At 36.8% G+C, this 13,553-nt stretch carries 10 protein-coding genes and 1 other annotated feature; all 10 genes read left to right on the forward strand.

Going from position 1 to position 13,553, the window contains the following annotated elements:
- Positions 1-172 precede the first annotated feature (172 nt).
- The 10 genes from HNR53_RS12005 to leuC all read left to right on the forward strand — a co-directional run bounded on the left by HNR53_RS12005 (position 173) and on the right by leuC (position 13,549).
- Positions 173-772: a phage terminase large subunit family protein gene (locus HNR53_RS12005; protein WP_343065320.1), complete on the forward strand. Its 600-nt coding sequence runs from the start codon at positions 173-175 to the stop codon at positions 770-772.
- Positions 773-831: 59 nt separating this feature from the next.
- Positions 832-2,166, forward strand: a complete 1,335-nt coding sequence (locus HNR53_RS12010) for a phage portal protein (RefSeq protein WP_184526231.1) — start codon at positions 832-834, stop codon at positions 2,164-2,166.
- A 1,240-nt stretch (positions 2,167-3,406) separates the two neighbouring features.
- Entirely contained in the window at positions 3,407-3,751 is a 345-nt protein-coding gene (locus HNR53_RS12015) for a hypothetical protein (RefSeq protein WP_184526233.1), read from the forward strand.
- Positions 3,752-3,789: 38 nt separating this feature from the next.
- The gene (locus HNR53_RS12020) at positions 3,790-4,359 is read left to right on the forward strand and encodes a hypothetical protein (protein ID WP_184526235.1); all 570 of its coding nucleotides are present in this window, start codon (positions 3,790-3,792) and stop codon (positions 4,357-4,359) included.
- Between the two features lie 792 nt (positions 4,360-5,151).
- Positions 5,152-5,405, forward strand: a binding site (T-box leader).
- 78 nt (positions 5,406-5,483) lie between these two features.
- Positions 5,484-7,205 (forward strand): acetolactate synthase large subunit, encoded by a 1,722-nt coding sequence (gene ilvB, locus HNR53_RS12025; RefSeq protein WP_184526237.1) that lies wholly within the window; start codon positions 5,484-5,486, stop codon positions 7,203-7,205.
- Positions 7,205-7,720, forward strand: a complete 516-nt coding sequence (gene ilvN / locus HNR53_RS12030; protein WP_184526578.1) for an acetolactate synthase small subunit — start codon at positions 7,205-7,207, stop codon at positions 7,718-7,720. The genes ilvB and ilvN overlap by 1 nt, the downstream gene beginning before the upstream one ends.
- Before the next feature lie 165 nt (positions 7,721-7,885).
- Positions 7,886-8,911: a ketol-acid reductoisomerase gene (ilvC, locus tag HNR53_RS12035; RefSeq protein ID WP_184526239.1), complete on the forward strand. Its 1,026-nt coding sequence runs from the start codon at positions 7,886-7,888 to the stop codon at positions 8,909-8,911.
- Positions 8,898-10,436, forward strand: coding sequence for a 2-isopropylmalate synthase (locus HNR53_RS12040; RefSeq protein ID WP_184526241.1), 1,539 nt, complete (start codon positions 8,898-8,900; stop codon positions 10,434-10,436). Before ilvC ends, HNR53_RS12040 begins: the two co-directional genes overlap by 14 nt.
- A gap of 282 nt (positions 10,437-10,718) precedes the next feature.
- The gene (leuB, locus tag HNR53_RS12045; RefSeq protein WP_184526243.1) at positions 10,719-11,801 is read left to right on the forward strand and encodes a 3-isopropylmalate dehydrogenase; all 1,083 of its coding nucleotides are present in this window, start codon (positions 10,719-10,721) and stop codon (positions 11,799-11,801) included.
- 350 nt (positions 11,802-12,151) lie between these two features.
- On the forward strand, positions 12,152-13,549 hold the full coding sequence (gene leuC, locus HNR53_RS12050; protein WP_184526245.1) for a 3-isopropylmalate dehydratase large subunit: 1,398 nt from the start codon (positions 12,152-12,154) through the stop codon (positions 13,547-13,549).
- The last annotated feature ends 4 nt before the right edge of the window (positions 13,550-13,553 follow it).

The following is a 13,553-nucleotide window of genomic DNA, read 5'->3' on the forward strand; positions in this document are numbered from 1 at the left end:
TTGTGCGAATCCTGACAAAACCATCTAGTGATGCTGTTTTCCGAATAGGTGTTGCTCAAATACGAAACAGTGTTGCCCTAACAGTGAAATAATCATATTCGATCAAGCGTTAATATTATCAAGATTAAATACAGTTATTGAACCTTACAAAAAGGGTGAACTACTTATTGATGTGCCGGAATTATTACATAAGTTTATCGGTAAAGGATTAGAAATATTTCATTTACCTAAAAGAAGTATTCGTTATTATGGTGGTGCGGATAGTGCGTCAGGTGGAGGAAATGACTATTCCACTATTTCAATATTTGATGAAGATGGGCAGCAAGTATTAAGTTTCTATAATAATAGAGTGCCAGTATATGAGTTTGCGGAAATTATTGATTGTATCGGTAAATGGTACAATTATTGTTTTTATGCCATTGAAAGAAATAGTTATGGTTTACCTGTATTGGAAAGGTTAAGGAAGGATTATAACTATCTCAATTTATATAAACAAAAACTATTTGACCAACGAACAGGTAAAAAGAAAATGCAATTAGGATTTACAACTACAGCCAGTACAAAGAGTGTATTGATTAGTGACTTCAAGGAAAATTTTGAAAAGGGATTAATTCTAATTGAATGTAAAGAATCATTACAGCAAATGCAGTTATTTATTGAAAATGCAAATGGTTCAATGGGGAATAAGAAGGGCGAAAAGAATCATGATGACCTTGTGATTAGTTTAGCGTTATCAGTACAGGCAAGGAAAATAGGTAAGTGGTATGTGTGAGGTTTGGTTCAATTCAATGTGAACTAGACCTTTTTAATTTTAGTAAAGGAGGAATTTAATTGAGTACGTTAGAACAATACATAAAAGATAAATATGATAGTTCAAGTGATTGGTTTGTACAGTTTGTTCAAGAAATTCCTAATCAATTGAGGGTGCAAGATGTATTCTCAAAGAAGGAATATTTGAATGGCAGCCATGCAATTAAAAATTCACCATCATATAAATATAATGGTAAAGAGTTTAATCCTAGAAAGATTGTATTGAGTTATGCAAAAACATTATTAAACTTTCAAAAATCATTCTTATTAGCAAATAACATTACATTAACAGGAAATGAAACAGTAGTAAAGGAATTTCAAAGGGTTAGTCGTAAAGGCAAATATGATCGGATTAACTTAAAGATTCTTGATAAGGTATTGAAATATGGACAGGTGGCTGAATATGTCTATTTGGATAATGGTATCATTAAATCTAAGTTAATTGATTCTAGTGAGGGTTATCCTGTATATGACGAGAATAATATCCTAATTGCCTATATTCAAGCGTTTATGAATGATGGCATTGAATACTATACAGTCTATGAGGAATCCATTGTAAGTGAATATAATAATGCTGGTGGGGATATGAGATTAACAGGAAGGTATCATAATCTTAGTGGCTTACCTATTGTATATCATAATGATAATGAATTAGATGATACAGAGGGCAGAAGTGAGTTAGATGATTGGATAGAGATTCTTGATAGCATGGAAGATTTGATTAGTAAGTATACTGATTCATTTTATAAATTTATGAATCCTATTCCTGTTGCTATTGGTCAGCAGTTGAAGGGTGAGGGCTTGCCTAGTCAGATCATTGGTGGCGGTGTAACTCTTGATGATGGTAGTGATTTTAAATTAGTTAGTAATGGATTGGATTATAAATCATTCGAGACAATTTATAAGACATTGTTACAGTCATTATTAGATGTAAGTCAGACACCTGCTGTAAGTTTAAATAAGACAGATGTAAGTAATTTGTCAGAGGTTAGTATTAAATTATTATTTTCATTGGCTAATGTGAAAGCAAGTATGAATGAAGAATATATGCGTGAAGGTTTGGAACAACGATTCGATAAGATTAGAACATTGTTGGCATTGAGAGGGACAACATTCAGTGATGATGATTATGATACTTTAAATATGGTATTCCAGTATGATACACCAAGTAACAATACAGAAGTTATAAAGAACCTAAAAGAGTTGAGAGAAATGGGCGGTATCAGTTTAGAATCCTTACTTGAAAAGTCACCATATACAACTGATGTGGTAACAGAGATGGAAAGGTTAAAAGGTGAAGGGGATAATGTGAGTATTGATCCTAATGTGATTGATAATAATAACCTAGTTGAGTAGTGGAAAATTGATTTAATGAAAAGGTAGGAATATCAAGGGTTGGAGTGATAAGGTGATATGTCACTTCGCCCTGTTATGTTATACAGAACCTGTCAACCTATATAAAGAACAAGTTTACAATCGAATAAATACTATACAAACGGGTGTTCGTAAAGTTAATATACTTGACGGCTTAAATTATAACTATTCTAATCTATTATTATTCGGCTGATTTTATGCAGAAAACTATCCATTTCTAATATTATGAGGTGCTGAAAAGGTTGGTATATCAACAATGTATAAAATCCTGCATATCTCATAAAATTGGTACTTCCAAGAACCCTATTATATCAACGTTTATGCAACCTATGAATTTCCTAAAATGAGTATTATGTAAACTATATATGGATATACAATACATAAAACTGTATAGAATCCTGATAAAATTTTGCTTTTATTTGAATATTTGTAGGTTAATTGATAATGTTGATACCCCTAATTGAGAATAAAGGGGCTACAGCATACCATTTTACACATGTAGAAAAAATTTAGAAAAAAATCAGGTGAATTAATGTTAAATCTAAAACAATATTTTTGTAATCACGATTATCAATGTATTGCTGAACATAAATCTACACAATCAAACTTATGGAAATGTAAGAAGTGTAATGTTTATTATATTCAACATTATGGAATTGGTATTGGTTATAAATGCAAAGTACCAAATATAGGCGGTTGGATTAAATTCACAATGTCAATCCTATGAAAATGGCTAGATGTATTATTGAGTTGGAAAGAATTTATGGGATCAGAAATGGTGGAGACAGAGGGAATCAATACAAGGAACCAGATTCACATAATGTTAATCTGCCAAAAACTCAAAAAGATTTTGCTACTGAATTTTCTTTAAATTTCAATCACCTTCAAACCCTTATATATCAACGGATTCGACACATATTATAAAAGTAGTGAAAACCCTTATAAATCAACACTTTTGAGACATTATTTTCTATACATTCATTTCTATTCATTTTATTTGTCAATTGTGGGTAAAGTATCACATTAAAATTTTAAATCAATAGAAATGGAACATATACAATTACCCTTATTTTCTTATTTATTTACATGAATAAATCACATAACTATTTACCCTTACAAATACCCCAGCCAAACATTACAACTTATTTTTATTAATAAATAAACATGTTTTTTAGCAATAGAATTGAATCTGTGCCATCTAATATAGAAAGGAATGATAAATTTGAATAACCTTCAACGCTTAGAATTAGAAACAAAAGGAATTAAATTGGAACAGGATGAACTAACTATATATTTACAAGAAAATGACTTGCAGCCATTCACAGAATATAATCCTTCCAGTAATACCAACAAACGTAATATTTATAAATCGGCTTTATCTGCACTTGAATCAATTGCTAATGATACAAACCGTATGCAAACAATTAAATTAGATGATATGACATTATCCTATTTTCATCAGAACTTAATGAATCGTATAGATCAACTGGAACATAAAATAAGAAATTTGAAAACGGATGAACAGATACAAAATGAATCTAATTTCTTTATGTTGTTTGCGGATTAATTGCGAAATCAGTTTCGTATTTGAAAGGAGGTTACAGAATGTTTCAAGTCAATCAAATTGATCTAGAATACATGTTTGAATTAATGGGACAAACAGTATTAATTAATGATGTGGAACGTAAAACCATTATTACTAATAAAACATTAAGTGAAAATGAAGAAAGATATTTACATACATTAGATAAAGTTTCTATGGGTGATTTAGTTTCTATTGATGATGAAAAGTTTCTTATTATGACTGAAACCATTACAAAACGTAACGGAAAATATAAGGCACTTATTAGACATTGTAATTATGTGATAGAAATACCGACAATTGTTCAAGAATTGATAGGATATGATAGTTATGGTAGACCTGTTTATCAAGATGTAGAGGGTGAACCAATTTTAATTCCTTCTATTGTGGAAAATAAATCATTTGCAGTTAGTGGAAGTCAATTATTAGTGGCTGATAATCAGATTATTGTGATTGTACAAGATAATGAAGTGAATCGGAATAAGTTTGCGGTCAACGGTACATTTAATTTAATGGATAAGAATTGGAAAGTTTTAAATGATGATCGGACAAAAAGAGGGTTATTAATTTTAACTTGTGAAATGACTGCATAATTTTATAGACAAGCCCAAAATTCTCCATTATAATAGAAGAAAGTCAATAACGGTCAAGTTCGTTTTTTGACCATTCATTAAAATGTAATGTAAACGTTGTTAGTTATGTATTTGTGTATATTTGTCCTTTATAGGAGGTCGGGAGTTCGAATCTCTCCTGGGACGCCATTTTGAACACCAACTACATATATTCTGCTTTGAAATGAAACTCATCTTTCCTTTAAGATGAGTTTTTTGTACTGATAAAAAAGCATAAAATTGCAGCGAAGAAGCATCTCGACGTAGTTGCAATTTTAAGGATATCAGTATAAGTGCAATAAGATCTTACTTAGAGCTTCAGCTCTTAGTAAAATCAATCGGGCTCTGCGCGACATACGCCTCTGTCTTCGCCTTCCAGGCTCGCCACTTGGCGAGTTTTCTTTATGTTTTGTTTTCGATATGTGTCATTCGTGGATTTTTCAATCTGATGGATGTGACAAAATTCCCCAATATATTCTAAAAAAATTTATTAAACGACTAAATTTTCAAACAAAATCACTGATAAATCAACAATGAAAGCGAATTCATAATAGATTATCTTTTTAAATTTATCGAATTATTCTCATGAATGGGTATTGACTCAAACGTAAATTGAGCGTAATATAGTCTCAACAAAAGCAATATAAATCAAGCAGTGAAATGTGATGTGAAAGAAATCGATTCTATTTAAATGTATTTTACAGAATATTTCATCCATTCCAATTTAGAATGTTAGTATAGTTTACAGACGCAAGCATATGATAGAATTAAATGACTAAAACGATGAAGAGGATAAGTAGTTTTATACTCGGGATTGCCCAGAGAGCCGGGATTGCTGTGAACCGGTGAATCCAGTATTGAATGAACTCACCTCTGAGTGCCTGCCTGAACAATGGAAATTAATTAAGGCTGGCCGGGTGCATTGCACTCGTTACAAAAACGAACAATATTTTTTGTTCATGAGTGTACGCATAGCGTAAACAAGGGTGGTACCGTGGAACAGGTTTCAAAGCCTTTTCATCCCTTTGCCTAATAGATGGTAAGTGAGGGATGGAAGGGCTTTTTATTTTGCATTCATTTTTAGAAGAACAGAGGAGGTTTAATCGATGTTGCAGGAAACTGCCTTTGCCGGGATAAAGGCCGAAAAACAACCGATTAGCGGAGCGGAATTATTTTTGAAAGCTTTGGAAGAGGAAAATGTAGATGTCATCTTTGGTTATCCTGGTGGAGCTGTTTTACCGATTTATGACAAAATCTACGATTCAAAGATTCGTCACATCCTGCCGCGTCACGAACAAGGAGCGATTCATGCGGCGGAAGGTTATGCAAGAATTTCAGGTAAACCAGGAGTTGTTATCGTCACATCAGGACCGGGAGCTACAAATATAGTTACAGGACTAGCTGACGCGATGATGGATTCTATTCCATTAGTTGTATTCACAGGCCAGGTTGCTACGGGTGTGATTGGTACGGATGCATTTCAAGAAGCAGATATCCTTGGAATTACTACTCCAATTACAAAACATAATTATCAATTGCGCGATGTTAATGATATTTCCCGTGTCATTAAAGAAGCATTTTATATTGCATCAACTGGACGCCCAGGACCAGTATTAATTGATTTTCCTAAGGATATTGCAACAGCAATCGTTGAAATGCAGGAAAAAGCTGAAATAAATTTGCCGGGATATCAACCGACTTTACAGCCGAATTATTTACAAATCCGTAAATTAACCGAAGCTGTAAGCAGAGCAAAACGGCCTTTGATTTTAGCTGGTGCCGGAATCCTTCATTCTAAAGCAACGGCTGAATTAAAGGAATACGCGGAACAGCAAAATATTCCGGTTGTTCACACTTTGCTTGGGCTTGGCGGATTTCCAGCGGATCATAAATTATTTATTGGTATGGGCGGTATGCACGGATGCTATGCTGCGAACATGGCTATGTATGAATGTGATTTATTAATCAATATTGGAGCCCGTTTTGATGATCGGTTAACTGGCAGTCTAGAGCATTTTGCTCCAAACGCGACGGTAGCTCATATTGATATTGATCCTGCAGAAATTGGAAAAAATATACCAACAAAAATTCCTGTCGTTGCCGATGCGAAAGAAGCATTAAAACAATTGATCGCCCAACAGGGTAAACAGCCTGTTCATCAGGAATGGGTTAAAAAGATTGATAAATGGAAGCAGGACTATCCATACTTCTTTGACGACAAGGACTGTGAACACTTAAAACCACAAAATATCTTAAAGATGCTTTATGAAAAGACTAAAGGGGAAGCCGTTGTTGTTACAGACGTTGGGCAGCATCAAATGTGGGCAGCTCAATATTATGAATTTAAGGAAGCTGACAAATGGGTCACTTCAGGCGGTCTGGGCACAATGGGATTTGGTCTTCCTGCCAGCATTGGAGCACAAATTGCCGCGCCTGAAAAAACAGTTCTTTCGGTTCTGGGCGATGGCGGTTTCCAAATGAATCCGCAGGAGCTGGCCGTTATTAGAGAACATAATCTTCCTGTGAAAATTGTGATTATCAATAATATGGCACTTGGTATGGTTAGACAATGGCAGGAGCTTTTCTTTGATAAGCGTTATTCCCACAGTCAGATTCCAGGACAGCCAGATTTTATTAAACTTGCAGATGCATATGGCATCAAAGGCTACCGTATTCAGACGAATGAAGAAGCAAATACTATCTTAGATGAGGTACTGCATAACAACGAACCCGTTGTTTTAGATTTTAGAGTGGATCCAGGTGAAAATGTTTATCCTATGATTCCAGCAGGAAAAGGACTACATGAAATGGTAGGTGCTAAACCATGATCAAAAGAATCATCAGTTTAACAGTTTTGAATCGTCCAGGAGTGCTTAACCGTATTACCAATTTGTTTTCGAAAAGAAACTATAATATTGAGAGTATTTCGGTAGGGCTTTCGGAGCAGGAAGGTGTTTCCAGGATTACCTGTGTTGTGCAAGTGGAAGATGAAAGAATTATTGAACAAATTACAAAACAGCTAAACAAACAAATTGATGTGTTAAAGGTAGTAGATATTACCGATCAGTCGATTGTCGCACGGGAGCTGGCGTTAATTAAGGTACCTACACTGCCAACAACAAGAAATGAGATTTATTCACTCATTGAACCATTCCGTGCTTCAATTGTAGATGTCAGCAAAGACAGCATTGTCATTCAAATTACCGGAGAATCGGAAAAAATTGAAGCTTTTATTGAATTGATTAAACCGTACGGTATAAAAGAACTGGCAAGAACGGGTTCAACTGCTTTCCCAAGAGGAATGCAATTACAATCAAATTCGCCAAAAATCTCAATTGTGTGATTTTCAGGAAAATCGAAAAATTGGATAATCCCCTGTTGTGAGGCTCCCAAAAAGAGAAATCCGCAAAACAGGAAATTATATATTTACGAAATACACATACTTTAGTTATGGCTGTATTCGAACTAAAAAAATTAAACTTATTATCAGAGAGGAAGTATTATTACAATGGCAAAAATGTACTATAACGGAGATGCAAATGCAGAATTTTTAAATGGAAAAACAGTAGCAGTGATTGGATATGGCTCACAAGGTCATGCTCACTCTTTAAATATGAAAGAAAGCGGAGTAAATGTTATCATCGGTCTTCGTAAAGGACGTTCATGGGATCGTGCAGTAGAAGCTGGTTTTGATGTATATTCTGTTGCAGAAGCTACAGCTAAAGCAGATGTAGTAATGATCTTATTACCAGATGAACAGCAAGCAAAAGTTTACAAAGAAGAAATTCAACCAAACCTAAAAGGTCAAGCATTAATGTTTGCTCATGGTTTCAACATCCACTTCAGCCAAATCGTACCTCCAGCAGATTGTGATGTTCTATTAGTAGCTCCTAAAGGACCAGGACACTTAGTAAGAAGAACATACACTGAAGGTGCCGGCGTACCAGCAATCTTTGCTATTTATCAAGATGTAACAGGAAATGCAAAAGAATTAGCATTATCATATGCATGTGCAATCGGATCATTACGTGCTGGTGGAATTGAAACAACATTCAAAGAAGAAACTGAAACCGACCTATTCGGTGAGCAAGCCGTTCTTTGCGGTGGGTTAACTTCTTTAATTAAAGCTGGTTTCGAAACGCTTGTTGAAGCAGGCTACCAACCTGAAGTTGCTTACTTCGAGTGTTTACATGAAATGAAATTAATCATTGACCTTATCTATGAAGGCGGTATGTCTAACATGCGCTATTCAATCTCTGACACAGCTCAATGGGGAGACTTTGTCAGCGGTCCACGCGTAGTAGATGCTTCAGCTAAAGCAAAAATGAAAGATGTATTAACTGACATCCAAACTGGTAAATTTGCGAAAGAATGGATTCTAGAAAACCAATCTAACCGTGCAATGTTCAATGCAATCAATGCTCGTGAAAATGAACACCAAATCGAAGTGGTCGGCCGTGAATTAAGACAAATGATGCCATTCGTTAACGATACACGTAAAAAGGAAGAGGTGGTGGGTAGTGCAAAAAATTAAGATTTTTGATACAACACTAAGAGACGGCGAACAAACTGCCGGTGTTAATCTTAATTTTTCTGAAAAGCTACAAATTGCTAAACAACTTGAACGTTTAAATGTTGATATCATTGAGGCTGGCTTTCCTGCAGCCTCAAAGGGTGATTTTGCTTCTGTCCGTGAAATTGCCAACACGATCCGAAATTGTTCGGTAACTGGTTTGGCCCGCTGCCTGCAAAAGGATATGGATACTGCCTGGGAAGCGTTAAAGGATGGAGCAGAACCCCGGATTCATATATTCCTTGCGACCTCTCCGATTCACCGCCAGTACAAGCTGAATATGACGAAAGAACAGGTTATCGAGAATTCTGTTGCAGCGGTTAAATACGCTGCAGCCAGATTCCCGCATGTACAATGGTCAGCAGAAGATGCAAGCCGTACAGAACTGGACTTTTTGGCTGAAATTATCGAAGAAGTCATTAAAGCTGGTGCCACTGTGGTCAACCTTCCTGATACAGTAGGATATGGTACGCCAGGCGAATACGGACAGATGTTTAAATATGTAAGAGAACATGTTCCTTCTATTGATAAAATATCCCTTTCTACACACTGTCATGACGACTTAGGTATGGCCGTGGCCAACTCACTTGCAGCCGTTGAAAACGGGGCGACACAAGTTGAAGGCGCAATTAACGGAATCGGAGAAAGAGCTGGAAATACGGCATTAGAAGAAGTAGCAGTGGCTCTTCATATCCGTAAAGATTATTACAACGCATCTACCCGCATGAATCTACAAGAAATCAGCAGAACGTCAAGCATTGTCAGCAAGTTAACCGGTATGCCGGTACCTGCGAATAAAGCGGTTATTGGAAAAAATGCTTTTGCCCATGAATCAGGCATCCATCAGGATGGTGTGTTGAAGGAAAAGACAACATACGAAATCATTACACCGGAATTAGTCGGCGTATCATCCAATTCATTAGTACTTGGAAAACACTCAGGACGTCATGCTTTTAAAAACCGTTTAGTTGAACTTGGATTAGTAACAGAAGATGAAAATGTAGATCATCTGTTCCAGGTTTTCAAAGATTTAGCTGATCGGAAAAAAGAAATGACAGATGATGATCTAGTATCTATTGTATTGGAAGATAAAATCTCCAAGGATGAAGAAACATTCTACCAATTAGTGAATGTTCACATCCAAAGCGGAGAAAATCAAGAACATACGGCATCTGTCACCTTATCAGGCCGCAACAATGAAGAGATTCAGAAAAGCGGTACTGGTGCTGGAAGTATTGAGGCGCTATATAATACCCTTGAACAATGTGTTGAGGAAAATGTGAGTCTATTAGATTACCGTATTCAATCAGTCGGCGGCGGCAGAGATGCATTGGCCCAAGTATTTGTTAAAATGAGCTGTTCAGGAATGGAAACAAGCGGACGCGGACTTGCTCAGGATGTATTGGAAGCATCAGCTAAAGCCTATTTGAATGCCATTAATAGAGTGATTTATTTAAAAGAAGCAGCAGAAACAGAAATTGTTTAACTTTATTCAGCAGAAGTCTTCCATCTTATTAGCGCTTAGAATGTAAATTTGTTATAAAATTCCGTGTGGGTTCAAACCATACTGAATAAAGTTAAAGCCTTCGGCGGATGCCTCAGATTTTCAAAGGAAGTTATCGAGCAAGCTCGATAAAAATCTGGGCATAATTTCGCCGAGGCGAATTTGATTATATTAGTATCGAGATACCCTGGCTTTATTCTGATTCCATGGTATCTCCTGCTATTTTTTTATTATTTATGATAGGAAATCGTCGGAGGGATAACCATGGAGAAAAAAATCGCAGTACTGCCAGGAGATGGTATTGGGAAAGAGATAGTACAAGGTGCTATTGAGGTTTTACAAACAATAGCTGAGCGCTTTAATCATGAGTTTACTTTTACATATGGTGAAATTGGCGGAGCGGCATATGATGCAGCAGGTGTACCGCTGCCAGAGGCTACAATCAGCCTTTGCAAGGAAAGTGATGCCATTCTTCTCGGTGCTGTTGGAGGTCCAAAATATGATACTCTGCCGGTACATTTGCGTCCGGAACAAGGGTTATTGCAAATCCGAAAAGAGCTGAATCTTTTTGCTAACTTACGTCCAACCACTTACTACGAAAGCCTTGCTGATTCTTCTCCTTTAAGAAAAGATATTATTGAAGGTGTAGATTTACTGATGGTTCGGGAATTAACAGGCGGGATTTATTTTGGCCAACCTAGAGAGCGCAAGGTTGTTGACGGCAAAGAAGCGGTCGTAGACACTCTTTATTATGAAAAAGCTGAAATGGAAAGAGTTATTAGAAAAGCTTTTGAATTAGCTTCTGCAAGAGGAAAGAAAGTCACTTCCATCGATAAAGCCAATGTACTGGAATCAAGCCGCGTATGGCGTGAAACAGCGATTGAAATCAGCAAGGAATTTCCGGAGATTACGTTAGAGCATATGCTTGTTGACAATGCTGCGATGCAATTAGTTCGTAACCCAAGACAATTTGACGTGGTCGTAACAGAAAATATGTTTGGTGATATCTTGAGCGATGAAGCATCTGTTTTAACAGGTTCCCTTGGTATGCTTTCATCAGCAAGTTTATCTGAAAATGGTCCATTCCTTTATGAACCTGCTCACGGCTCAGCACCGGATATTGCCGGTAAAAATATAGCTAATCCTCTTGCAACCATGTTATCAGCAGCCATGATGCTTCGTATTTCCTTTGGGCTGGAAAAAGAGGCTGAAAGCATAGAGAATGCGATTAATGAAGTGCTAAATGCAGGCTACAGAACAGGCGATTTAATGGCAGAAGGCAAAAAATCAGTTTCTACTACTGAAATGACGGCTCAAGTAAAATCAGCCATTTTAGCTGGAAAGTGATTGCTAGAAGGATGGACTTAACATTCTGATCCTAAATTTAACTGTTGTTAAATCGTATTGTTATACGATATTTTAGTAATAAGAGCTAAAATACTCTAAAAATGCGAAAACAAAAAATTCCTGCAGACTGAATGAGTTGGTAAACCACATACAGTTATGCAGGAATTTTATCATTCATACTAAATCATCCGGCGGATGCCTCGATTTTTCAAAGGAAATTTTTCGAGCGAGTTCGACGACGGACAGGACGTCCTAGTCAGGCTAGACATAAGGATGTGGCGCTTTGAAGCGTGAAAAAAATCGGGCGCAAATTCGACGGGGCGAATTTGATATATTTAAGGGGGAGCGAGATGGGAAAGTCAATTATTGATAAAATCTGGGAAAAGCATGTCGTCCATCAAGAAGAAGGTAAACCGGATTTATTGTATATCGATTTACATTTAGTACATGAAGTAACATCACCACAAGCCTTTTCAGGTCTTCGTATGAAAGGACGTAAAGTCAGAAGACCTGATAAAACATTTGCGACAATGGATCATAACGTACCAACATTTAACCGTTTTGTCATTGAAGATGAAGTAGCTCTTAACCAAATGACAACATTAGAGAAAAACTGTCAGGAATTCGGTGTGCCATTAGCAGGACTAGACAGCCCTGAGCAAGGGATTGTTCACGTTATTGGACCTGAATTAGGCTTAACGCAGCCTGGTAAAACAATCGTTTGCGGCGACAGTCATACAGCTACACATGGTGCATTTGGCGCGCTGGCATTTGGAATTGGTACAAGTGAAGTAGAACACGTAATGGCCACACAAACGATTTGGCAGTCTAAGCCGAAAACATTAAAAGTGGAAGTCAATGGGAAATTAGCTGAAGGCGTAACAGCGAAAGACGTTATTCTTTATCTTCTTGGCAAATACGGCGTTAACTTTGGTACAGGCCATGTAATTGAATATTGCGGTGAAGCTATCCGCAATATGTCAATGGAGGAAAGAATGACTGTATGTAATATGTCCATTGAAGGCGGAGCAAGAGCAGGACTTGTAGCACCGGATGAAACGACATTCTCTTATGTAAAAGGCAGAAAATATGCACCGAAGAATTTTGACCAGGCGGTAGCCGCATGGAAGGAATTAGTTTCTGACGAAGATGCAGAATTTGATAAAGTCATTACAATCGATGGAAATGATATCGAACCAATGGTAAGCTGGGGAACCAACCCATCTATGACAGCTAAAGTCAGCGACCGCATACCTACATTAGCTCAATGTGAAACGGACACAGATCGTAAAGCATTAGCAAGTGCTCTGCAATATATGGGATTAAAAGAAGGACAAGTAATCGAAGATATTGCGATTCAGCATGTGTTTATCGGTTCTTGTACAAATTCACGCATTGAAGATTTACGCAGTGCAGCTGCTGTTGCAAAAGGAAGAAAAGTACATCCATCAGTAAGAGCTTTAGTTGTTCCTGGTTCACAGCAGGTGAAAAAGCAAGCTGAAGAAGAAGGATTGGACAAGATATTTACTGAAGCAGGCTTTGAATGGAGAGATGCCGGCTGCAGTATGTGCTTAAGCATGAACAATGATGTTGTGCCTTCAGGAGAGCATTGTGCATCTACTTCAAATCGTAATTTTGAAGGCAGACAAGGTGCTGGAGCAAGAACTCACCTAGTAAGCCCTGCGATGGCTGCAAATGCTGCGATTTACGGAAAATTTGTGGATGTTCGTAAAGAACTAGTGAAATAAGGGG

The sequence above is a fragment of the Bacillus benzoevorans genome (assembly GCF_014207535.1).
In the GTDB taxonomy this organism is placed as follows: Bacteria; Bacillota; Bacilli; order Bacillales; family Cytobacillaceae; genus Bacillus_BD; species Bacillus_BD benzoevorans.